Annotated in this window: 22 protein-coding genes; 9 read left to right on the top strand and 13 right to left on the bottom strand. The window is 65.0% G+C overall.

The window, feature by feature from the left end; all coding sequences use genetic code 11:
• Nucleotides 1-582 (top strand): hypothetical protein (locus OLX23_RS20875; RefSeq protein ID WP_264447082.1); only part of this gene is annotated, 582 nt, incomplete at its 5' end.
• A 142-nt stretch (nt 583-724) separates the two neighbouring features.
• Here the strand turns inward: OLX23_RS20875 and OLX23_RS20870 are convergent.
• The 6 genes from OLX23_RS20870 to OLX23_RS20845 form a co-directional block, all read right to left on the bottom strand.
• Nucleotides 725-1,432, bottom strand: coding sequence for a nucleotidyltransferase domain-containing protein (locus tag OLX23_RS20870; protein WP_264447080.1), 708 nt, complete (start codon nt 1,430-1,432; stop codon nt 725-727).
• Nucleotides 1,432-2,481: a pentapeptide repeat-containing protein gene (locus OLX23_RS20865; RefSeq protein ID WP_264447079.1), complete on the bottom strand. Its 1,050-nt coding sequence runs from the start codon at nt 2,479-2,481 to the stop codon at nt 1,432-1,434. Before OLX23_RS20865 ends, OLX23_RS20870 begins: the two co-directional genes overlap by 1 nt.
• 487 nt (nt 2,482-2,968) lie before the next feature.
• Nucleotides 2,969-4,063 (bottom strand): 3-deoxy-7-phosphoheptulonate synthase, encoded by a 1,095-nt coding sequence (locus tag OLX23_RS20860; RefSeq protein ID WP_264447078.1) that lies wholly within the window; start codon nt 4,061-4,063, stop codon nt 2,969-2,971.
• A 195-nt stretch (nt 4,064-4,258) separates the two neighbouring features.
• Nucleotides 4,259-4,525: a hypothetical protein gene (locus tag OLX23_RS20855; protein ID WP_264447077.1), complete on the bottom strand. Its 267-nt coding sequence runs from the start codon at nt 4,523-4,525 to the stop codon at nt 4,259-4,261.
• Between the two features lie 63 nt (nt 4,526-4,588).
• Nucleotides 4,589-5,266: a hypothetical protein gene (locus OLX23_RS20850; protein ID WP_264447076.1), complete on the bottom strand. Its 678-nt coding sequence runs from the start codon at nt 5,264-5,266 to the stop codon at nt 4,589-4,591.
• 278 nt (nt 5,267-5,544) lie between these two features.
• On the bottom strand, nt 5,545-6,753 hold the full coding sequence (locus OLX23_RS20845; protein WP_264447075.1) for an NAD(P)/FAD-dependent oxidoreductase: 1,209 nt from the start codon (nt 6,751-6,753) through the stop codon (nt 5,545-5,547).
• Nucleotides 6,754-6,953: 200 nt separating this feature from the next.
• Here OLX23_RS20845 and OLX23_RS20840 point away from each other — a divergent pair, with 200 nt between their 5' ends.
• Nucleotides 6,954-8,252, top strand: a complete 1,299-nt coding sequence (locus OLX23_RS20840) for a cytochrome P450 (protein ID WP_264447073.1) — start codon at nt 6,954-6,956, stop codon at nt 8,250-8,252.
• Nucleotides 8,253-8,273: 21 nt separating this feature from the next.
• Here the strand turns inward: OLX23_RS20840 and OLX23_RS20835 are convergent, their stop codons facing one another.
• Nucleotides 8,274-9,083, bottom strand: coding sequence for a sugar phosphate isomerase/epimerase family protein (locus OLX23_RS20835; protein ID WP_264447072.1), 810 nt, complete (start codon nt 9,081-9,083; stop codon nt 8,274-8,276).
• Nucleotides 9,084-9,197: 114 nt separating this feature from the next.
• Here OLX23_RS20835 and OLX23_RS20830 point away from each other — a divergent pair, with 114 nt between their 5' ends.
• From OLX23_RS20830 to OLX23_RS20805, 6 genes are all read left to right on the top strand, one after another.
• Nucleotides 9,198-9,905 carry a CoA transferase subunit A gene (locus OLX23_RS20830; protein WP_264447071.1) on the top strand — a complete coding sequence of 236 codons (708 nt, stop codon included), beginning with the start codon at nt 9,198-9,200 and terminating at the stop codon, nt 9,903-9,905.
• Nucleotides 9,902-10,780 carry a 5'-nucleotidase, lipoprotein e(P4) family gene (locus OLX23_RS20825; protein WP_264447069.1) on the top strand — a complete coding sequence of 293 codons (879 nt, stop codon included), beginning with the start codon at nt 9,902-9,904 and terminating at the stop codon, nt 10,778-10,780. The genes OLX23_RS20830 and OLX23_RS20825 overlap by 4 nt, the downstream gene beginning before the upstream one ends.
• Complete coding sequence (locus OLX23_RS20820) at nt 10,781-11,416, top strand: CoA transferase subunit B (protein WP_264447067.1); 636 nt, start codon at nt 10,781-10,783, stop codon at nt 11,414-11,416.
• A 29-nt stretch (nt 11,417-11,445) separates the two neighbouring features.
• Nucleotides 11,446-12,132, top strand: a complete 687-nt coding sequence (locus OLX23_RS20815) for a glutathione S-transferase family protein (protein ID WP_264447065.1) — start codon at nt 11,446-11,448, stop codon at nt 12,130-12,132.
• A gap of 65 nt (nt 12,133-12,197) precedes the next feature.
• Entirely contained in the window at nt 12,198-12,743 is a 546-nt protein-coding gene (locus OLX23_RS20810; RefSeq protein ID WP_264447064.1) for a glutathione peroxidase, read from the top strand.
• Nucleotides 12,744-12,808: 65 nt separating this feature from the next.
• A complete protein-coding gene (locus OLX23_RS20805) occupies nt 12,809-13,210 on the top strand; it encodes a metallopeptidase family protein (RefSeq protein ID WP_264447063.1) in 402 nt (133 codons plus the stop codon).
• A 21-nt stretch (nt 13,211-13,231) separates the two neighbouring features.
• Here the strand turns inward: OLX23_RS20805 and metK are convergent, their stop codons facing one another.
• Together metK and lnt are read right to left on the bottom strand one after the other, a co-directional pair.
• The gene (metK, locus tag OLX23_RS20800) at nt 13,232-14,443 is read right to left on the bottom strand and encodes a methionine adenosyltransferase (RefSeq protein WP_264447061.1); all 1,212 of its coding nucleotides are present in this window, start codon (nt 14,441-14,443) and stop codon (nt 13,232-13,234) included.
• 43 nt (nt 14,444-14,486) lie between these two features.
• Nucleotides 14,487-16,106 carry an apolipoprotein N-acyltransferase gene (gene lnt, locus OLX23_RS20795; RefSeq protein WP_264447060.1) on the bottom strand — a complete coding sequence of 540 codons (1,620 nt, stop codon included), beginning with the start codon at nt 16,104-16,106 and terminating at the stop codon, nt 14,487-14,489.
• Between the two features lie 107 nt (nt 16,107-16,213).
• Here lnt and OLX23_RS20790 point away from each other — a divergent pair, with 107 nt between their 5' ends.
• Complete coding sequence (locus OLX23_RS20790) at nt 16,214-16,909, top strand: SOUL family heme-binding protein (RefSeq protein WP_264447058.1); 696 nt, start codon at nt 16,214-16,216, stop codon at nt 16,907-16,909.
• 47 nt (nt 16,910-16,956) lie between these two features.
• Here OLX23_RS20790 and OLX23_RS20785 read toward each other — a convergent pair whose 3' ends face one another.
• From OLX23_RS20785 to hisS, 4 genes are all read right to left on the bottom strand, one after another.
• The gene (locus OLX23_RS20785; protein ID WP_264447056.1) at nt 16,957-17,796 is read right to left on the bottom strand and encodes a DUF4167 domain-containing protein; all 840 of its coding nucleotides are present in this window, start codon (nt 17,794-17,796) and stop codon (nt 16,957-16,959) included.
• 239 nt (nt 17,797-18,035) lie between these two features.
• Nucleotides 18,036-18,869 (bottom strand): peptide chain release factor N(5)-glutamine methyltransferase, encoded by an 834-nt coding sequence (prmC, locus tag OLX23_RS20780; RefSeq protein WP_264447055.1) that lies wholly within the window; start codon nt 18,867-18,869, stop codon nt 18,036-18,038.
• The gene (gene prfA / locus OLX23_RS20775; RefSeq protein ID WP_264447054.1) at nt 18,866-19,936 is read right to left on the bottom strand and encodes a peptide chain release factor 1; all 1,071 of its coding nucleotides are present in this window, start codon (nt 19,934-19,936) and stop codon (nt 18,866-18,868) included. The genes prmC and prfA overlap by 4 nt, the downstream gene beginning before the upstream one ends.
• On the bottom strand, nt 19,933-21,189 hold the full coding sequence (gene hisS, locus OLX23_RS20770; protein ID WP_264447053.1) for a histidine--tRNA ligase: 1,257 nt from the start codon (nt 21,187-21,189) through the stop codon (nt 19,933-19,935). The genes prfA and hisS overlap by 4 nt, the downstream gene beginning before the upstream one ends.
• Nucleotides 21,190-21,243 lie beyond the last annotated feature (54 nt).

Here is a 21,243-nt window from a genome sequence, read left to right as displayed (position 1 = left end):
CACCTGGAAAAGAAGGCGATTTACGCCGTGGCGGGATGCCTCCGGGCTACGCCCTCCGCCATCCCGCCACGGCGTAAGCGCGCATCAAACCCTGGTCCCCTATTGCACGCCGATCCCGGTCCCTCGGCGCTCAGCTTGGAAAGACAGGCGTTTTGGTCTGAGTTTCTGAGCAACCTGAGGCTGGACGATCAAGCGCAGCCCCTCCCTAACCCGGCGAAGCAAGGCTACATCACGTTCTCGTTACCTGCACCCGGCGGAAGCAGCTGGCTGACGGTTTGGCGAGATTTGAAGCTTGGAAACGTGGGGGTGACCCTCGGTTGGACGCGCGGAGAGCTTGGTGAGGAGGCGGGTAAGGCGATCGTTGAGTATTTTGAGAAGCTTGCTCCAAGCCTGGGTGGCAACGCCTCGTTGAAGACCGTTCGGGGAAGGGTTACCATTGGGGACGAACAACATGTCGGCGATTTGCAGTCAGCCGAGAGCCGGGCGGCAGCATATGCCTGGCTGCGACACACGGTGAACGTGTGGATCAACGTATTGCGTCCAGAGGTTCAACGCTTAGTGGCTGCTCGAAAAGGCGGCTGATCCCGGATGTCGGATGGCGACGATAAGGTCCGTTATGTTAAATCGAAGCTACAGCCCTGCCTAATCGATGCTCCCCAGCCCGAGCCGCAAACGCTTAAGATCAGTCAAATACCGGCGCGCTAAATCAATCAATCTCAATCATTTATTCATAAAATTCGTCGCTGGGCGTTGGCAGGGTGTCTCTGAAACGAAACAGCGCCCCCAGTTCTGTGGTATTCTTCGCAATGCCCCCGGATAATCTTAGAAGATCTCGCTGCGCCTTTAGTTCCGATGGCCACTCCTTGTCTATTTGAGGGTTTCCAAATTTTGTTACAATAAAATCGGAAGCCTTCAATAGCGCATCAATATCTGCTGTGTTTCTGCCATCGATAAGCGCTTTGAGGCCGTTGTAGCCGCTTTTTTCTTCTAGAGCAGATGACGAAAACCGGGCTTGACCCTGCTCGGCGCAGCGGGCGATCAGGATCGTCCGCATACCCCAGATTAGGCGTTTTCTGCCCTTTTTGCGCTGAAGTAATGAGGGACGGGACTGCACGAACCGCAATATTAGGTGGGCCTCGCGTACCTCCTCTTCGTACGAAACTCGGAATGTAAATTCATCTTTGACGCGTTCAAAAAAATTCATCGTGTCATGAAGAACTTTTCCTTCGCTAACTAAATGAAGAAGAAATAGATCGCCGGATCTCGACTTATCAAGCAAAGTAGGGGCTGGATAGTGGTAAAAGCTCGCGCCGCGCTTGGACACCTCTTTGTGTATCATGCCGCCCTCAACGACGCCGAGTAGATCGACGTCAGAGCGCAGCTGATGGTCGCCGCGCGCACGACTTCCGTAAAGAATAAGGGATAGAAGCATCAGCGAACCCGGACGAGCCTTGTAACAATGGTTGTGAATGTGATGGCATGAAAAAGTGTGGCCAGTGCAACATGCAAATTTTGTATAAAATAAGTCAATTTGTCTTTTTCACTGCCATAATTACTGTACCCAGCCAGGATCGTAATATCAAAACTTCTCTGAAGTGCGGCGTGAGGAAAAATCTGTGGAGTGCAAAGCCAGTTGTAAATGCATGACATTAGCACGGTAAGGGCTATAGTCATGGCGAGCGGCCTTACAATGCTTGCTCCCCAGTCATTAAGTTTCCCGATAATTTTTAAAATAAATTCTTCTGTCGTCCAGCTAAGGTGCAGAAGTCTACTTCTTGACAACAGGATTCCGGGATTGTCCGCCGTATCTTGTCGTGCTTGAAAGCGGCGGGCGCGGGCCTGTTGAATTTGGAAGGTCTTGACAGCATCGTAAAATGCACCCTCATCTCCCTCTTCTTGAAGATTTCGAAGAATGCGTCGTGAAATGGTCGCCTTGGTGTGTTCAAGTTTAACAACCTGATCCTCACGGCGAACTTTCTTATTTGAGAGAACGCTCTCGTCAAGATTTGTATAGGCCGCGGAGATTAGTTCAGAAGCATTGCTAATGTATGTAGAATTCAGCTCAAGCATATTGGGAGACAAGCCTATATCTGCCCATTTGCAGCCGCGAAATTCGCAATTGGTGAAAACTGTCTGGCCAAAGGAGCATTTCGTGAATTTGCAATTTGAGAATTTTACATTCTTCCATGTCGTCAGGCCAAAATCGCAGTTTACAAAGGTGCATCCATTGAAGGCGACTTGGATCTCAAGGACAAAAAACCCACCAAAATCACAATCAGTGAAGGTCACATCCGAAAACTTGTGGCGCGATGCCTTGGCTGCGTCCTGATAGCCGTCATCTCGGAAGAAGCAGCGCGTGGGGCCACGGGCGTGCGCGAAATCCCATACGCCCTCCGCGAGCTTGCCTACTAGGTCCGGGTCATAAGTCGGTTCCCACCAACAAGTTTCCCTCCTGCGGCGATCGGTCTTGATTTCCCCCATGGCTAGCCTCTTTAGGCGATGGCGCATGGGGTGGAAAGAGCCATCAGCCTGCGGGAACGCGCTCGTCGACTCTCGGTTCTGCGACGCTTGTGTACAGCCAGCGGGGAATGGCTTGTGGGGCTGGACCGGGACGATTCCAATGTCCGAATCGAAGGAAAGCACTTTGGCTCAGTAAGCGGGGAGATCGGGCTTCACGGCATTTTGGGACCTCCTTGGGTAAGCCGCATCGTGGTAGGCAAATTGGGCTCCAAAGTGCAGTAAACATGCCACAGTTGTTGCGTGTTTCCCTCTGTTTCGTAATGATGGGGTCAGGTGTTCGAGTCACCTAAGCACCATCCCTTCCCTAGGGAAATCCGACAGATCGAAGGAAAGAGCTTTCCCCTGTGGGGAGGGCGGCTATCGTTCGACCGTCTCTCGAATTTCCCGAAAGACGGTCGAACAGGGATGCCGCTCGCCTGTGGGCGGATATATCCCGAATTTCTCGCGGTCAGGCGAAGCTCGGCTGCGCGACGTTCGCTCGGGCGTTGCGGGTCAGGCGCTTCGCGCGGACGGCTGCGGCCAACTCGTCGAGAAGCGTCGCGGTGGTCGCCCAGTCGACGCATCCGTCGGTGATGCTCTGGCCATAGGTCAGCGGCTCGCCCGGCTTCAGGTCCTGCCGCCCGGCGACGAGGTTGCTTTCGATCATGACCCCCATGATGCCGGTGTCGCCGCTCGCGAGTTGCGCGCAGATGTCGGTCACGACGGCCGGCTGATTTTCCGGGCGCTTGGCGCTGTTGGCATGGCTGGCGTCGATCATGAGCTTCTGCTTTAGGCCGCGCTTGGCGAGCGCGGCACAGGTCGCGGCGACGTGCGCGGCGTCGTAGTTCGGTTCGTGACCGCCGCGCAGCACGACGTGGCAATCCTCATTGCCCGTGGTGTTGGCGATGCCCGCGTGGCCTTCCTTGGTGACGGCCAGGAAATGGTGCGGCTGGGAGGCGGCGACGATCGCGTCGAGCGCGATCTGGATGTCGCCCGCCGTGCCGTTCTTGAAGCCGATAGGGCAGGAAAGGCCCGAGGCCATTTCGCGATGGATCTGGCTTTCGGTCGTCCGCGCGCCGATCGCGCCCCAGCTGACGAGGTCGGCGATGTACTGCGGGGTGATGACGTCGAGGAATTCCGAAGCCGCGGGAAGGCCCATGCCGTTGACGGTGAGGAGCAACTCGCGCGCAATCCGCAGCCCCTCGTTGATCCGGAAGGTGCCGTCGAGCGCGGGGTCGTTGATCAGCCCTTTCCAGCCGACGGTCGTCCTGGGTTTCTCGAAGTAGACCCGCATCTGGATTTCGAGGTCGTCGCCCAGCCGGCGCCGCTCGGAGGCGAGCAGTTCGGCATATTCGAGCGCGGCCTTGGTGTCGTGGACCGAGCAGGGGCCGACCACGACGAGCAGGCGGTCGTCGTCGCCCGCGAGTATGTCGTGGACGGCTTTGCGCGCCGCGGTGACCGTCGCGGCGACGGCATCGGTGCGCACGAGTTCGGCCATGATTTCGGCGGGGGGACTCAGTTCCTGGATTTCGCGAATGCGGACGTCGTCGGTGGACTGTGGCATGATTCTTCCCGAGTAAGAGCGGGCAGTCCGGCGACAAAAAAAGCCGCCAAGACTGGCGGCTGGTTGGTGTCGTATCGCCTGATGATCAGGCCAAGCCGAAACCTCCGTCCGCCAAGGGCGTCGGATAGCTAAAGTACCAAAAGAACTGGTTCGGCTGGCTGGTCATTGCATCCCAGATGCTAGGCGTATCGTTGGTCATTGGCAAGCGGCGTTGTTTCGGGGGCGATTTTCGTGTCGGTCCAGGATCGGAGCGGGCCTAGCCGCGCGAGCGTCATCGTCGGCGTCGAGCGCGCTGAGCCCGAACTGTCTTTCCATTTCCAGCAAGCGCGCTTCGACCTCGGCAACGCGATCGGCGACGTAGGCCGCGTCTCCGACGTCCGTGGCCGCGAAGTTGGCAAATGCGTCCCATAGCTTTCGCGGCCAGCTCGGCTTGGCCGCCTCGTCGTCGCCCGATTTCGTCATCGGATTGTCCTCGACACTCGCTTCGTCCCTGCAACCTGCCTGGGCTTGCCCACGCCCCGATATTCAGCCCCGCTCGATCGCCAGGGCGGCGAGCACGTCGTCTTTCAGATCTGCCAGTTCGGTTTCGGCTATGGGTCCGGAAGAATTGGTTGCGGATAGCGTCACCGAGCCATGTGCCTCGGCCACATCCGGCATGCGCTCTTCCGCGGCCACGGCCTGATAGAGCCATCCGACGTATTCGTTCACGTCGGTTGTCGACCGATCGCCCCACGATCCCGAGAAGTTGGCGTAGCCGTTGCGTTCCAGGCTGGCGTTCACGCGCTTGGTGAGATCGTAGGCGTAGAGATCGATCGTCTCCTGCGCGCTATAGCCGTGGGCCTCCAGCGCGTGACGGTTCTTGGCGAGGACTTCGGCGCTCATCGCCGATACGTTGGGCGAGACCATCAGTGGCGTCGAAGCGGCAGAAGGCGCGGAAGCGGGCGTGTTGCCCAGCGTCAAGTATTTCACGAAATGGATTTTTTGATTCCGATTGGGATCGACGCTGCTCACGGCGGAATAGAGCCCCATCAGGCTGGGAGTCTGCCGTATCTGGACGAGGTCGGGGGCGTTTTCATCTTTTACTGTCTTCAATATGCTCGATCCGGAAGACTTATTGAACAGTACCGTCTCGCGAATCGTATCGAGATCGCGTTGTGGTAGCCGAGGCTGCGATACGGTGTGTACGAGTACTGCAGTGGTCATAACACAACTTCCCAAACGCGACGGCGCGCTTCCGACATCATTGGCCTGGATGACGATGTCTGCGTGATCGTGTCGCATTGCATGTGTTGCGTATTGCCTAATAGCCCGTTCTATTGGCTCCAATCTGGAGTGAACTTGAGCCTCGTAAGGCCTTTGCAAAGACGGGCCCATGGCCCGGATGCCGGGTCCCTCATATCCTCGTAGGCGTCGCGCAAGGCCGCATCGGCGGTCGGCCTTGCGCGAGTCATGGTGAGTTGGGTTTGGACCGGATCGCCGCCTCAGGGGACGATGACGAAGTCGGGATTGGCGACTGCGAAGACGGCATCGCGGTCGGCAGCGGGCGGATAGATCCACACGCGGTTGATTTCCTGCTTGAGCGCCTTCGCTTCGGCTCGGGTGAGGCGCACCTGCCGATCCCAGCCTTCGGTATAGAGCGCGCCCCAGTCGCCCAGGTCGACGCAGGTCACGTACTTCGGCTGGCTGTAAGGATGGAGCGGACTGCCGACGAGTTCGGCGGCGGCATTGTGTCCGGCCACCCGGCCGAGGCTGAGCGCGTGCTGGCATGACATGGCGCTGACGTTGCCGAGCTCGTCGGTCGCGGCGCGCACCGTGTCGCCGGTCACGAAGATGCCGCTGGCCGCCGGTGCGTGCAGATAGGCGTCGCCGACCACCCGGCCGATCTCGTCCTTCTCGCCAGGGACCTGCGCGGCGAGAGCGTTGGCGCGCATGCCGGCGGTCCACATCACCGTGTGCGTCTCGATCCTTTCGCCGGACGACAGCGTGACGCCGGTCGCGTCGATGGCGGTCACGCGCACCCCGGTACGCACCTCCACCCCGGCGAAATCGAGCGCTTCGGCGAAATAGGGGGCTGCCTCGTCGCCCAAGGATCCGCCGGGCGTGTCGGCGGTGTCGATAAGGACGACCCGAAAGGCCGCCTCTTCGCCCAGGGCTGCGCGCAGCCGGATCGGCATCTCGGTGGCCGCCTCCAGCCCCGTCAGGCCGCCGCCGGCGACGACGACGGTATTGCGGGCGGTGCTTTCGGGCTGACGGATCAGCGCCTTGAGATGGGCGTCGAGCGCCTGGGCGCTGTCGAACTGATCGGCATCGAACGCGTGTTCGGCCAGGCCCGGCACGTTCGGGCGGTACAACTGGCTTCCCGTGGCGAGCACGAACCGGTCGTAAGCGATCGTCTCGCTGCCGCCTGCGACGAGCATGACCTTGAGCTTGCGCGCATCGGCATCGATCTTCTCGACGAAGCCGGCCAGGTGCTGGACACCGACGGTGGCCAGCAGTTCTCCGATATCCGGATTCATGTTGTCGAGTTCCGCCTCGTAGAGGCGCGGACGGATCACGAGCTTGGGCGTCGGCGAAACGACGAGCACGTCGATCTCGTCCTGCTTGCCGGCCAGCGCAATGGTGCGCGCGGCGGCAAGGGCGGCCCACAATCCGGCAAATCCGGAACCGGCGATCACGATCTTCTGTGGCATGAGCTTTGTTCTCCGAACGCCGTTCGTCGGCGTTTGCGGTCTAGACGAGCTCGGATCGCCGGATGTGACATCGCGGCGCGAGAAAGATTCATTTCAACCCTGTTCGCGACCGATCGCACGATGGCTTGCGATCGCTCTCAAGCTTGCTAAGCAAGTGGTCAGCAATGGCGGAGTCCATTGGCCAGGAGAGAGCTTGCGCGATGACCGAAGATTTCAAGGAACCCGACTTCTTCACCGACCATTCGGTCCTGCTCGATCCCTACGAGGTCCTGGAGGCCGTGCGATCGCAGGCCTCGGTTCGGCAGATGGAGAATCACGACTTCGTGATGATCACCGGCTTTGCCGAGGCGACCCAGGTCCTGCTCGACGGGGAACACTTCTCCGCGGTGATCTCGGCCGCTGGCCCCACCGCGCCGCTGCCCTTCGAGCCTGAGGGTGACGACATCACCGGCCAGATCGCCGCGCATCATCACCAGTTCGTCGGCCACGAGACGTTCCTGTCGATGGACGGTGCCGACCATTCCGCCTGGCGTCAGCTGGTCAACCGGCTGTTCACGCCCTCGCGGCTCAAGGCCAACGAGGCCTATATGCTCGGCCTGGCCGACCGCATGATCGCCGAGGTCGTGGCGAAAGGCGGTTGCGAGCTGATGCACGAACTGGCCACGCCTTATGTGACCTATGTGATCGCCGATCTGCTGGGCGTGCCCGAGGAAGCGCGCGCGGAGATCACGGAGATCCTGGCCAATGCGCCGCTGCCGGGTGCCGTCGACGATGCCGATGCCGGTGCATCGCTGCAGCCGATCGCCGAAAAGGTCGCGCCGATGTTCGCCGGCTGGATCATCGATCGGCGCGCCAATCCGCGCGAGGACGTGATGACCGAACTCGCCACGGCGAAGTTCCCCGATGGGTCGGAGCCGACGGTCGAGCAACTGGTGATGCTCGCGATCTTCCTGTTCGCCGCGGGGCAGGACACCTCGGCCAAGCTGATCGGCAATTCGATGCGCTTCCTGGGCGAAAACCCCGCACTGCAGGCCCAGCTCCGCGCCGATCGCAGCAAGATCGCGCCGTTCATGGAGGAGATGCTGCGGCTGGAAGGTTCGTCGAAGGTCACCCACCGCCTGACCCGCAAGTCCACCCGCATCGGCGACATGGAGCTGCCGGCGGGCAAGCGCGTCGTCATCTCGCTCGCCGGCGGCAGTCGGGACCCCAGCCGCTGGGAAGATCCCAATGCGTTTCGGCTCGATCGCCCGAAGATCAAGGAGCACCTGGCCTTCGGTCGCGGTGCACACACCTGCATCGGCAATCCGCTCGCCCGCGCCGAAGTCCGCGTGTTGTTCGATCGCTTCTTCGAACACACCGCCGACCTCAAAATCTCCGAGCGGGCGCACGGGCCGGCCGGTGATCGGCGCTTCGACTACGAACCCAGCTACATCGTGCGCGGTCTGACCAAGCTCTATGTCGACTTGGTTCCCGCGACGGCGAACGCCGAGCCGGCTTGAGTTGCTCGGCGGTCTAGTCGGTCAGAAGCCGAGCATTCTCGCGGCCTCGACGCAGCGCTTCGTCCTTTCGTGCGCGTTCACGCCTTGCTCGGCCAGCGACCGTAGCGGGATCTCGAGGCTCACGGTGATACCTTCGGGTAGCAGTGCCAGGAATTCGCGCAGCGGCAATTCGCCCTCGCCGGGGATCATACGCTCGAACATCGCTTCTTCGATATAGGTCTCGAAGCTCGGGGCCCAGGGCGCGTCGGCGAGCTGGGCGTAGCCGATCAGTGCCGGGTCGAGCGCGGCGAGGTCCGCCAGCGTGTTGCCCAGGCGGAAGAAGTGCATCGAATCGATCAGCAGCGAGAAATTCGCGGCATCGACGGCGCGGACCACTGCGAGTGCCGGCGCGATGCGGTCGAGCGGGCCGAGCGAACCCATTTCGGCACTGACTGCGAGGCCGCGCGCCGCCGCCAGTTCGGCCAGCGCGGCGAAGCCGTCGATCGCCTGCCCTATCTCCTTGCCCACGCTGACCACGTTGATGCGGTGGCAGCCGAGCTCGGCGACGAGGTCGAGATCGGCGGCGAAGTCGCGCGGGGTGCGGCCGGGCAGCACGGCGAAGCCCTCGACGATGCCGATCGCCACGCCGCGGTCGCGGCAGGCGGTGATGGTATCGCGCCGCAACGCCGGATCGTCGCGCAGCGACCAGTCGGGATGGCCGTCGGGATTGTATTCTGGCGTCGGCGCGAGGCCGATGCCGACCGAGGTGCAGCCGAGATCGGCGGCCAGGGTCACGAATTCGACCGGCGGCATGCCGAACACGCCGAGTCTCTCGATGCCGAGCGGTTTCATCGTGCCTCCTCCGTTCGGGGCGATAGTTCCTTTGGCTTCCGCCGTGGTCAATCGCAATTGCGGCAAGGGCGGGCATCCGCTAACCGGCTCGCTCCCGCTCCTCGAGGAGGCTGCATGAACAAGCTCTACCCCACGGCCGAAGCGGCGCTCGACGGCCTGCTGCGCGACGGTCTCCTGATCGCCTGCGGCGGCTTCGGCCTTTGCGGCATTCCCGAGCGGCTGCTCGACGCGGTGCGCGACAGCGGCGTCAAGGACCTGACCTTCGCTTCGAACAATGCCGGCATCGACAACGAGGGCATCGGCAAGCTGCTGCGCACGCGGCAGGTGCGCAAGATGATCGCCAGCTACGTCGGCGAGAACAAGGAGTTCGAGCGGCAGTACCTGGCCGGCGAGCTCGAGGTCGAGTTCTGCCCTCAGGGCACTCTGGCCGAGCGCATGCGCGCGGGCGGCGCGGGCATCCCGGGCTTCTACACCAAGACCGGCGTCGGCACGCTCGTGGCCGAAGGCAAGGAAGTGAAGGAATTCGACGGCGAGGACTACATCCTCGAGCGCGGCATCTTCGCCGACCTGTCGCTGGTCAAGGCCTGGAAGGCCGACGAGACCGGCAACGTGATCTTCCGCAAGACCGCGCGCAATTTCAACGTGCCCGCGGCGACCTGCGGCAAGGTCTGCGTCGTCGAGGTCGAGGAAGTGGTGCCTGCGGGCGCGCTCGATCCCGATGCGATCCACCTGCCGGGCGTCTTCGTCCAGCGGCTGATCGTCGGCAGCCCCTACGACAAGAAGATCGAATTCCGCACGGTTCGCGAGAAGGAAACCGCGTGAAGAACCCGGCGCCGGCGCTGATCCTGGCTTTGGCGGGCTGTGCTGCCGCGCCGCAGCCTGCGCCGGTGCCCGTTTCGGCCGTGGTGGCGAACCCCGCGGCGGCGGAGAAGCCGCCCGAAGGCATGCAGTACCTCTACGGCTCGGCCGAGGCCGCGGCGCTGAGCGTCCAGGCCTACAACGTGCTGGTCGATGCCGTGCGCCAGAACCTGGCCACCAGCAAGCCGCCGCAATCGGCGATCGTGATGCCCGAGGGCACGCCCGTGCCGTCCTGCGCGGGCAAGCCGCTGGCCGCGGTGTTCGACATGGACGAGACGGCCGTGCTCAACACCGGCTTCGAATACAACGATGCCCGGACCGGGCAGGGCTACAATCCCGCGCGCTGGGCGCGCTGGGAGCAGACCGGTGCCGAGAAGGTCGATCCCGTGCCCGGCGCCAAGGCGGCCTTTGCGGCGCTGCGTGCGATGAACGTCACGCCGATCATCAACACCAACCGCGGTGCCGCTTCGGCCGAGCAGACCGCGAAGGCGCTGGCCTTTGCCGGCCTCGGTGAATTCCGCCACGGCGAAACGCTGTTCCTCAAGGGTGACGTCGACGGCAAGTCGGGCAAGGACGGCCGCCGCCTGGCGATCGCCGCCAAGTGGTGCGTCGTCGCGCTCGGCGGCGACCAACTCGGCGACTTCACCGATGCGCTGACCGGCGTGGCCGCGGCCACGCGCCGGCAGGCGGCGATGACGGCGTCCTACGAAGCCTTGTGGGGGCGGCGCTGGTTCTTGCTCCCCAATCCCGTTTACGGCAGCGGCCTCGGCAGCGGCTGGGACGATACGTTCCCCGCCGAAAGGCGCTGGGCCGATCCTGCAGCCCAAGGAGTGAAGTGAATGCCCTGGACTCGTGATGAGATGGCGGCGCGCGCCGCGCGTGAGCTGCAGGACGGCTTCTACGTCAACCTCGGCATCGGCATCCCGACCTTGGTGGCGAACCACGTCCCCGAGGGCGTGACCGTGACCCTGCAGAGCGAGAACGGCATGCTTGGCATCGGTCCGTTCCCCTGGGCGGGCGAGGAAGATCCCGACCTGATCAATGCCGGCAAGCAGACGATCAGCGAAGTCGCGCACTCGGCCTATTTCGACAGCGCCACCAGTTTCGGCATGATCCGCGGCGGCCATATCGACCTCGCCGTGCTCGGCGGCATGGAAGTGGCCGAGAACGGAGACCTCGCCAACTGGATGGTCCCGGGCAAGATGATCAAGGGCATGGGCGGGGCGATGGACCTCGTCGCCGGGGTCAAGAAGATCATCGTCGTGATGGAACACAACGCCAAGGACGGCTCGGCCAAGTTCATTCCGACCTGCACCCTGCCGCTGACCGGCAAGAACGTGGTCGACATGATCATCACCGACCTCGCCGTGTTCCAGCGCGCCGATCACGCCTCGGCCTTCCGCCTGATCGAACTGGCGCCGGGGATCACCGCCGCCGAGGTTCGCGAGAAAACGACCGCGCACTATCTCGATTGAACGGGCTGGACTGAGGGAGATCGTCCGCGATGGCCTATACGCTGATCACGGCCAACCGGAACTATTCGAGCTGGTCGCTGCGCCCCTGGCTGCTGATGCAGGCGCTGGGCATTCCTTTCGCCGATCGCGTCGAGCCCTTCACCCAGGCGAGCAATTGGGACGCATTCCGCGCCTTCTCGCCGACGGGGCAGGTGCCTGTCCTGCTCGACGGTGACGCGACGGTCTGGGACTCGCTGGGCATCGTGCTCCATCTCGCCGACCGGCACGACGGCGTCTGGCCGACCGATCCCGCCGCGCGCAGCTTTGCGCAATGCGCGGTGACCGAGATGCACGGCGGCTTCTCGGCGCTGCGCAACGATTGCACGATGAACGTCGGCGTGCGCGTCAAGCCGCGGCCGATGCGCCCGCAACTGCAGCGCGAGATTGCGCGGCTGCGCGAGTTGTTCGAGGCGGGGCTGGCGCGCTTCGGCGGACCCTGGCTGGCCGGGGCGGACTTCACGGCGATCGACGCCTTCTTCGCGCCGGTGGCCTTCCGCATCCGCACCTACGGCCTCGACGTCGGCAAGGGCCAGGCCTGGGTCGATCAGGTCCTCGCCCATCCGGCTATGCTGCAGTGGGAAGCCGAAGCCCTGGCCGAGACTTGGCGCGAGGCCGAGCACGAGGCCGAACTGGCCGCGGCCGGTGAAGTGATCGCAGACTTCCGCGCGACTCCCTGACCCGTCTTGCCCCGGTAACGGAGCGCGCGCATACAGCGCGCGACGCAATTCTGGGAGAAGCGATCATGGCCGATATTTCCGCAATTCCGCTGAGCCGCATCGACGGCAAGGCCGACACGCTCGGCGCGCACGAGGGCAATGTCCTGCTCGTCGTCAACGTCGCCTCGAAGTGCGGCCTGACCCCGCAGTACGAAGGGCTGGAGAAGCTCTACAAGGAATACAAGGACAAGGGTTTCGAGGTCCTCGGCTTCCCCGCCAACGACTTCGGCGCGCAGGAGCCCGGCACCAACGACGAGATCGTCGAGTTCTGCTCGCTCAACTACGGCGTCTCGTTCCCGCTGTTCTCGAAGGCCGACGTCACCGGTGAGAACAAGCAGCCGCTCTACCAGGCGCTGACCGCCGCTGTGCCGACCAAGCAGGGCGACGTCGACGGCATGAAGGAACGCTTCAAGGGTTACGGCATGACCCCGAACGACGATCCCGAAGTGCTGTGGAACTTCGAGAAGTTCCTGATCGCCAAGGACGGTTCGGTCGCGGGCCGCTTCGCGCCGGCGATGACCCCCGACGATCCCGCGCTGGTCGGCGCGATCGAGGCCGAACTCGCCAAGTAAGTCCATCGCGTAAGATAGTGTGTCGGCGCGGTTCCGTACCGCGCCGGCGCTCCTATATTGGCGGCATGTTCCGCCGTTTCCCCACATCGACCGACGTCGCGACCTTCGAACGCCTGGCGCGCGAGGCGCTGAACCGCCTGCCCGATCCATTCCGCGAGCACCTCGGCGACATCGTCATCAAGGTGGAGGAATTCGCCGACGACGAGACGCTCGACGCGATGGGCATCGACAGCGAGTGGGAGCTCACGGGGCTCTACCACGGTCGCCCGGTCGGCGAGCAATCGGTCTGGATGACGGGCGACATGCCGCCCACGGTCACGCTCTATCGCCAGCCGCTGCTGGCCGAATGGCAGGAAACCGGCGTCGATCTAGGCGACCTGATCAACCACGTCGTCGTCCACGAGATCGGCCACCATTTCGGCCTGTCCGACGACGACATGCACCGGTTGGAAGACGACGCGCCCTGAGGCGCGCCGCCCGCGTCGGGGTCAGCCCACAGCGGCCTTGAGCTGGTCGACCAGATCGGTCTTTTCCCAAGGGAAGAAGTCGCCTTCCGCCTTGCGGCCGAAGTGGCCGTAGGCGGCGGTCTTCTGGTAGATCGGCTTGTTGAGGCCCAGGTGCGTGCGAATCGCGCGCGGGGTCAGGCCGCCCAGGGCGTCGATGCTCATGATCGCTTGCTCGATCTTGTCGTCGCCGACCGTCCCCGTGCCGTGGGTGTCGACATAGAGCGACAGCGGCTTCGACACGCCGATGGCATAGGCCAACTGGATCGTGCAGCGCTGCGCGAGCTTGGCGGCGACGATGTTCTTGGCCAGGTAGCGGGTGATATAGGCGGCCGAGCGATCGACCTTCGTCGGGTCCTTGCCCGAGAAGGCGCCGCCACCATGCGGGGCCGCGCCGCCGTAGGTGTCGACGATGATCTTGCGGCCGGTCAGACCGGCGTCGCCGTCGGGACCGCCGATCTCGAAGCTGCCGGTCGGGTTGATGTGATACACGGTCTCGGCCGACAGCAGCGCTGCGGGCAGAATGTCGGCGATGACGCTCTTCACATAGGAATGAAGCTCGGCTTCCTTCTCGCCCGCGTCATAGCCCTTGCCGTGCTGGGTCGAGACGACGATCGCCGTGCAGGCGACGGGCGTGCTGCCTTCGTAGCGCAGCGTGACCTGGCTCTTGGCGTCGGGCTCGAGGAACGGCGCGGCGCCCGAGTGGCGATCGGCGGCCATGCGCTCGAGGATCTTGTGGCTGTAATACAGCGTCGCAGGCATCAGGTCGGGGGTGTCGTCGGCGGCGTAGCCGAACATGATCCCCTGGTCGCCGGCGCCTTCGTCCTTGTTGCCCGAGGAATCGACGCCCTGGGCGATATGCGCGGACTGCGGGTGCAGGTTGTTCTCGAAACGCAGCGTCTGCCAGTGGAACCCGTCCTGCTCATAGCCGATGCGCTTCACGGTATCGCGCACGACCTGCTCGACCTCGTCCTTGACGCCGGGGGCCCAGTTGCCTTCGGTATCCATGATGCCCTTGCCGCGGATTTCGCCGGCCAGCACCACGAGCTGCGTCGTCGTCAGCGTCTCGCAGGCGATGCGCGCTTCGGGATCCTTCGACAGGAACAGATCGACGATCGCGTCGGAGATCTGGTCGGAAACCTTGTCGGGATGGCCTTCGGAAACGCTTTCGGAGGTGAAGAGGTAATCGCTGCGCATGGGTAGGATTCCGATATAAAGAATTCTTTATGTGGCTTTCCCTCTACCGCCTGGCGCGCTGCAAGGCAATCACCGAGAGGGTAAGTAGAAATACGGCCCAGGCAAGCGGAAGCATGTTGCCGAGCCTGGCGAAGAGCGTCGGCGCCGCGGCCGGCGGGATCAATCCGTCGAGCCGCTGCGCGACGTGACGCGGGACGTGCTGGCGGACCACGCCGTCGGCGTCGATCACCGCGCTGATGCCCGTGGTCGTCGCGCGCAGCACGGGCAGGCCTTCCTCGACCGCGCGCATCCGCGCCTGGGCCAGATGCTGTGGGGGCCCCCAGGTGCCGAACCAGGCGTCGTTGGTCGGGTTGAACAGGTAGTCGGGCCGATGCGCGCGATCGGCGACTTCGCCCGAGAAGACGATCTCGTAGCAGATCTGCATGCCCGCCTTGCCCCAGGGGCCGAAGTCGATCGTGTGCGGGCCGGGGCCGGGCCAGAAGTCGAGCGTGCCCGCGACGAGCCGCGAGGCGCCGAGCGGTTCGAGCAGCCAGCGCATCGGCAGGTATTCGCCATAAGGCACGAGGTGCGCCTTGGCATAGGAACCGCGGATCGCGCCGTTTTCGTCGATAGCGGTGATGACGTTGCGTGCGGCGACCGGCTGGCGGCCTTCGAGCTCGAGATCGATCGCGCCGGTCAGCAGCAGGCTGCCCGGGCCGATCACGCGGCCGATGCGCCGGCGCGCCTGGCTGGCATCGGCCATGTAGGTGGTCTCGCGGTAGAGATGTGCCGGATAACCGTCGCGCAGATAGTCGGGCACCCCCGATTCCGGCCAGAGCACCAAGCGGCGCAGGCCGCGTTGCTCGGGTACGGTATAGCTGGCGGTCTTGAGGAACTGATCCTCCCACTGGCGCGGATCGTTGAGATCTTCCTGGCGTATGTCGGGCTGGACCAGGGTGAAGGGCACCGTGCCCCGCGCCTGGCCGAGATCGCCGCGCGGCACTTCCATCGCCAAGGTCACCACCAGTGCCAGCGCGATCGCCGGCGCCCATACCTGCCAGCGGCGTCCGGGTTCGGCGCGCGCCGCCATAGCGGGCCACAGGCGGATCATGCCGGCCAGGATCACGACCAGCCCCGAAAGTCCGTAGGTCCCGCTCCAGCGCGCGAGCCCGGCCAGGCCCGGCGTGTCGAACGAGCCCAGCAGCACCATGCCCAGCGGGTTCCAGGCGAAGCCGGTGAAGACCCAGGCGCGCAGCCATTCGCTGATGATCCAGCAGGCGGCGAAGCCGGGCAGGAGGGCCGCCTCGCCCTGAGAACCGGTGCGCCGCGACAGCCACCAGCCGCCGAGCACGGCCAGCATCGGATAGACCGCGAGGTAGAGCGACAGCAGCACCACCGCGATGCCGCCGAGCCAGGCGGGCATGTTCGCCTGATAGGTGAAGGCCGTGGCGATCCAGTTGTTGCCGAGGCTGAAATGCGCGACGCCGAACAGCCAGCCGATCAGCGCGGCGTCCTTGCGTGTCGGCGCGCGGGCGATCAGTTCGATCAGCCCGGCCATGGCCAGCAAGGTCAGCGGCCACAGCGACAGCGGCTGGAAGCCGCAGGCGGCCAAGGCGCCGAGCAGCAGCGCGGACCAGCGCGGGTGGGCCAGGAAGCGGGCGGTCAGGCGGGAGAGCTGCGGCATCGTCGCGGGTTTGTGGCGGCTCGCCGCTTTCTGCGCAAGCGCTGGAACGGGCGCAAAGGGGCGGCATTCTCCTGTGTAGGAAAACCGCATTCCGGGAGAACCCGCATATGGCCCTGACGGCCCACCTGCCGCACCGTCGGCATTCGTTTTCGTTCGACAGACTTCGATCGTCGTCGCGCTCGCCCCAGCGTCTGGCGGGTGAGATTGCGCTGGGGGCCGCCGGGCTCGCGCTCAGCGGTTTCGCGCTCTACTTCCTCAAGGAACGCAGCCAGGAGGAGGCCGAGCACAAGGTTGTCGAGCGCGACGGCGCCTTCAGCCTGCGCCGCTACGCCCGCCTGACCGTCGCCGAAGTGCACAGGGCCGGCACGTTGGCCGAAGCCATGGATGCCGGGTTCGAGCCGCTCTACGCCTATATCTCGGGCAAGCCCGAAGCGCGTCAGCCGGGCGCGGACAAGGCGGGGATCGCGATGACCGTGCCGGTGACGGTCGCACCCGGCGCCGCGTCAGGAGACTGGCTGGTCCGCTTCGTCATGCCGCGTGCCTGGCAGCGGGATCGCCTGCCCGAACCGGCACAGGACGTGGCACTGACCGACCTGCCGGGGCGGACGATCGCGGCGCTGCGCTTCTCGGGCCGTGGCACCGATCGCGATCTGGTCGCGCGTAAGCGCGCCGAATTGCTCGAAAGAGTCCAGAAGCGCGGGCTGCACACGCTCGGCGAGCCCGAGTTTGCGGCTTACAACGCGCCGGTCGTCCCGGGCCTGCTGCGCCGGAACGAATGGTGGGTGGAGGTTCAGGCCAAGTAGGAGGGGCCAACGAAAAAGCCCTCTCCGCGGGGAGAGGGCTTTTCGGATCAGCTGACGGTTTCGAGCGTCTCGCCGGCATCGCCCGCAGGGGGCTTCGGCTTGCGCGTGCGACGCGGCTTGGCCTTTTCCTCGGCGGCCGGGGCTTCGGCTTCGGGCGCTTCCTCGCGACCGCCCGAGATGGCCGGGGGCAGGACGCTGGCGTCGAAGGCCGGGGCCGCGTCTTCGTTCTCGGCGCGCTCGCGGCGCGGGCGGCGTTCCTCGCGGCCTTCGCGGCGCGGCTTCAGGCCACGCGTAGAACGGCCTTCGCGGACGAAGGGATTTTCCACCGGTTCGTAAACCGAACGGTTGCCGTCTTCGCCTGCGGCGTCTTCGGCGCTTTCATCATCGCGCGGCTCGGCAGTGCGCTCAGCACGCGCTGGACGCTCGGCGCGTTCCGCCCGTTCGGGACGCTCTGCCCGTTCGGGACGTTCCGAACGCTCTTCCTGGCGCTGCGGACGGTCCTCGCGCTCGCGGCGATGCGGCTGGTCGTAAGCGGTGTAGTCGCTGTCGTTGCCGTATTCGGAGGCGAAATCGCCGTCCTCACGCTCGCCGTCGTTGCCGCCTTCCTGCCAGCGTTCATCGCGGCGCTGGCGCTGCTCTTCCTGCCGGTTGCGCTGATCGGCGATCACGCGGAAATAGTGGTCGGCGAACTGGAGGTAGTATTCTTCCTGCACGCGATCACCGTTGAGGTGCGCGTCATGGGCGAGCTTGCGATATTTCTCGAGCAGCTGCGGGGCATTGCCACGCGCGCGACTGTCGATGCGGTTGAGCTGCTGCCCACCGCCCTGGCGGTTGTTGTTATTGTTACCCCGGCCGCGCCGGCGGTTATTCCCACGATTATTGTTCAAGGGTGATCTTCCTCAAAGCCCCTGGCCTCTTCCGGCAAACATCCCGGACGGCATGACGCACGCCACTCAGCCACGGATCGCGTTGGGACCCGTGGTCCCGACATCTGCGCCTGGCGAACGGTTCCTGACCGCAAGCCCTATGCAAATGTAGGAGTTGAACCGGCAGGATGGGAAGCGTGCATCCATCCGCTGGTCACGAGTGGAGATAAGCATCGCGCGGCCAAATGCCAAGCGGAATTTTATTGCCGGAGCGAAAGTTCGACTACGCGCGCACGGCCGCCGAGATCGCGGTGCAAGCGGTGCGCGAAGCCGGCTTCGGCGGCGATCGCGGCGACCGCTTCGGCCTGGCTCGCACCGATCTCGATCGCCGCCACGCCGCCGGGCGCGAGTAGCGCCGGCAGCTGCGGGATCAGTACGCGATAGGCGTCGAGCCCCTCGGGTCCGGCGAAGAGCGCGCCGTGCGGTTCGTGCGCGTGGACCGAGGGTGCCAGCGGCGCGGCATCCTCGACATAGGGAGGGTTGGCGAGGACCAGGTCGAACGGTCCGCGGAGCGCTTCCGACCAATCCGGCTGGTCCCAGTCGGCGGCGATCATCCGGGCGCGATTGGCCAGATGCAGCCGCTCGGCATTGCCCTGGGCCACGGCCAGTGCGTCGGGCGAGCGATCGATGCCGACGCCCTGCGCGCGGGGCAGGCGATGCAGCACGGTCAGCAGCAGGGCGCCCGAACCCGTGCCGCAGTCGAGCACGCGGGCGGCGTCGGGCCGCGCCGCGAGCGCGGCTTCGACCAGGACCTCGCTGTCGCCGCGCGGGATCAGCACCGCGGGCGAGACCCGGAATTCGAGGCCGAAGAACTCCTGATTGCCGAGGATATAGGCGATCGGCTCGTGCGCCTGTCGGCGTTCGAGCAGTGCGGCGAAGCCCGCAGGCACCGCATCGCGCGCGTGGCGCAGCAACAGGTCCGACCGCGAGACGCCCAGCGCCTCGGCCATCAGCAGTTCGGCGTCGAGACGGGGGGTGTCGCTGGTCTCTTCGAGCACCGCCGCGGCGGCGCGCAGCGCTGCGTCGATCGTCACGAATCCATCGCTGCCAGGCGCTTGGCCTGGTCTTCGGCAATCAGCGCATCGATCAGCTCGACGAGCCCCGGGCCCTCGAGGATCTCGGGCAGGCGGTGCAGGGTCAGGTTGATGCGGTGGTCGGTCACGCGGCCCTGCGGAAAGTTGTAGGTGCGGATGCGTTCGGAGCGATCGCCCGAGCCGACCATCGCCTTGCGCGCTTCGGCCTCGGCGCCATGAACCTCGGCGCGGCGCAGGTCGTAGAGCCGCGTGCGCAGCACCTGCATCGCCTTGTCCTTGTTCTTGTGCTGGCTGCGCTGGTCCTGCTGGATCACCACGAGGCCCGTCGGCAGGTGGGTCAGGCGCACGGCCGAATCGGTGGTGTTGACGTGCTGGCCGCCGGCGCCGCTCGCGCGGTAGATGTCGATCTTGAGGTCGCCCGGATCGATCTGGACGTCGACCTCGTCGGGCTCGGGCAGCACGGCCACGGTCGCGGCCGAAGTGTGGATGCGGCCGCCGCTCTCGGTCACGGGCACGCGCTGGACGCGGTGCACGCCGCTCTCGAACTTGAGCTTGGCGAAGACCCCCTGGCCGGCGACGTTGGCGACGACTTCCTTGAAGCCGCCGAGCTCGTTGGCATTGGCCGAGACCATCTCGATCTTCCAGCCCTGCTCGGCCGCATAGCGCTCGTACATGCGATAGAGGTCGGCGGCGAACAGCGCGGCCTCGTCGCCGCCGGTGCCGGCGCGGATTTCGAGCATGGCCGGGCGCGCGTCGGCCGAATCGCGCGGCAGCATGGCGATCGACAGCTGGTGCTCGGCCTCGGGCAGATCGGCCTTGAGGCTGGCGATCTCTTCCTCGGCGAGCGCGCGCATCTCGGGATCGCTCTCGTTCAGCGCCTGCAGGCTGGCTAGTTCCTCGCGCATCGTTGCGACCTCGCGCGCGGCCCTGGCGACGGGCTCGAGCTCGGCATAGTCGCGGCTCGCGGCGACGAATTCGGGCCCTTCGAGCGTGCCCGAGGCGAGCCGCGCCTCGAGCTCGGCGAAGCGCGCGGCGATCTGGGCAAGGCGGGCGTCGGAAACGCTCACGCGTTGTCCGTCAGAAACGCGTCGTAGACGCCGCGGATGTCGCTCTGGCGCGCATGGCTTTCGTCGAGCAGCTTGAGCGTGCGCGAGGGGGCGCCGTCGCGCAGGTCGAGCGAGACGATAGCCGCGGGTTCGAGCTTACGCGCGCGATCGAAGCGCTTCTTGGGGCTGCCCGTGGCGACGATCTCGGTCGAGATCCCGGCGCGGCGATAGCGCGTCACCAGCTTCATCGCCTCGACCTCGAAATCGCGGTTCTCGGCGACCACGACCACTTCGGCCTTGGCTTCGCCGGCATGGCCCGCGTCCGCCACCAGCATGGCCAGCCGCTCGATCCCCGCGGCCCAGCCGACTGCCGGCGTGTGCGGGCCGCCCAAGGTCTCGATCAGGCCGTCGTAGCGGCCGCCGCCGAGCACGGTACCCTGAGCACCGAGCCGGTCGGTGACGAATTCGAAGGCGGTGTGGCGATAGTAATCGAGCCCGCGCACGAGCGCCGGCGCGCGGGTCCATTCGACACCGGCCGCGTCGAGCCCGGCGGTGACGGCGCCGAAGAAGTCCTGCGCCTCGCCCGACAGATAGGCGTCGATCTTCGGCGCGTCGGCGGTGAACACCTTGTCGGCCGGATCCTTCGAATCGAGGATGCGCAGCGGGTTCGCCTCGAGCCGCTTCTGGCTGTCCTCGGACAGACTGTCGCGGTGGCTCCGGAAGTATTCGATCAGCGCCAGCCGCCAGGCCTCGCGGCTCGGCGCGTCGCCCAGGGTGTTGAGCTGCAGGGTGACGCCGTCCGAAATGCCCAGTTCCTTGAGCAGCTGGTCGGCCATGGCCAGCAGCTCGACGTCGGTCTGCGGCTCGGCCGCGCCGATGATCTCGGCGTCGATCTGGTGGAACTGGCGATAGCGGCCCTTCTGCGGGCGCTCGTAGCGGAACAGCGGGCCGTGCGTCGCCAGCTTGAGCGGCGCGTGCTGCTGCCAGCCGTTGGTCAGGAAGGCGCGGGCTAGGCCGGCGGTGAATTCGGGGCGCAGGGTCAGCGATTCGCCGCCGCGATCCTCGAACGAATACATCTCCTTCGAGACGACGTCGGTGGTCTCGCCGAGCGAGCGGCTGAACACCGCGGTCTTCTCGAACACGGGCATTTCCGCGCGGCGGAAACGGTAGAGCTTGCGCACGCGCTCGAAGGTCTCGACGACATGGGCGAAAGCCTCGGCGTCGGGGCCGAAAATGTCCTGGGTGCCTCTGATCGCTTGCGGTGTGGTGTTCATGGGCGCGCGCTTAGACCCATTTTTCGTGGCGGGAAAGCATCAGGCGGGTGGCGC

The organism is Novosphingobium sp. JCM 18896 (assembly GCF_025938095.1).
In the GTDB taxonomy this organism is placed as follows: domain Bacteria; phylum Pseudomonadota; class Alphaproteobacteria; order Sphingomonadales; family Sphingomonadaceae; genus Novosphingobium.
This window is presented reverse-complemented; position numbering and strand designations above follow the sequence as displayed.

Bases quoted from the DNA above. Each gene is read 5' to 3' on its own strand.
- OLX23_RS20870 (WP_264447080.1), bottom strand. From the start codon at position 1,432: ATGCTTCTATCCCTTATTCTTTACGGAAGTCGTGCGCGCGGCGACCAT.
- OLX23_RS20865 (WP_264447079.1), bottom strand. From the start codon at position 2,481: ATGGGGGAAATCAAGACCGATCGCCGCAGGAGGGAAACTTGTTGGTGG.
- OLX23_RS20860 (WP_264447078.1), bottom strand. From the start codon at position 4,063: ATGCCACAGTCCACCGACGACGTCCGCATTCGCGAAATCCAGGAACTG.
- OLX23_RS20855 (WP_264447077.1), bottom strand. From the start codon at position 4,525: ATGACGAAATCGGGCGACGACGAGGCGGCCAAGCCGAGCTGGCCGCGA.
- OLX23_RS20850 (WP_264447076.1), bottom strand. From the start codon at position 5,266: ATGACCACTGCAGTACTCGTACACACCGTATCGCAGCCTCGGCTACCA.
- OLX23_RS20845 (WP_264447075.1), bottom strand. From the start codon at position 6,753: ATGCCACAGAAGATCGTGATCGCCGGTTCCGGATTTGCCGGATTGTGG.
- OLX23_RS20840 (WP_264447073.1), top strand. From the start codon at position 6,954: ATGACCGAAGATTTCAAGGAACCCGACTTCTTCACCGACCATTCGGTC.
- OLX23_RS20835 (WP_264447072.1), bottom strand. From the start codon at position 9,083: ATGAAACCGCTCGGCATCGAGAGACTCGGCGTGTTCGGCATGCCGCCG.
- OLX23_RS20830 (WP_264447071.1), top strand. From the start codon at position 9,198: ATGAACAAGCTCTACCCCACGGCCGAAGCGGCGCTCGACGGCCTGCTG.
- OLX23_RS20820 (WP_264447067.1), top strand. From the start codon at position 10,781: ATGCCCTGGACTCGTGATGAGATGGCGGCGCGCGCCGCGCGTGAGCTG.
- OLX23_RS20815 (WP_264447065.1), top strand. From the start codon at position 11,446: ATGGCCTATACGCTGATCACGGCCAACCGGAACTATTCGAGCTGGTCG.
- OLX23_RS20810 (WP_264447064.1), top strand. From the start codon at position 12,198: ATGGCCGATATTTCCGCAATTCCGCTGAGCCGCATCGACGGCAAGGCC.
- OLX23_RS20805 (WP_264447063.1), top strand. From the start codon at position 12,809: ATGTTCCGCCGTTTCCCCACATCGACCGACGTCGCGACCTTCGAACGC.
- metK (WP_264447061.1), bottom strand. From the start codon at position 14,443: ATGCGCAGCGATTACCTCTTCACCTCCGAAAGCGTTTCCGAAGGCCAT.
- lnt (WP_264447060.1), bottom strand. From the start codon at position 16,106: ATGCCGCAGCTCTCCCGCCTGACCGCCCGCTTCCTGGCCCACCCGCGC.
- OLX23_RS20790 (WP_264447058.1), top strand. From the start codon at position 16,214: ATGGCCCTGACGGCCCACCTGCCGCACCGTCGGCATTCGTTTTCGTTC.
- hisS (WP_264447053.1), bottom strand. From the start codon at position 21,189: ATGAACACCACACCGCAAGCGATCAGAGGCACCCAGGACATTTTCGGC.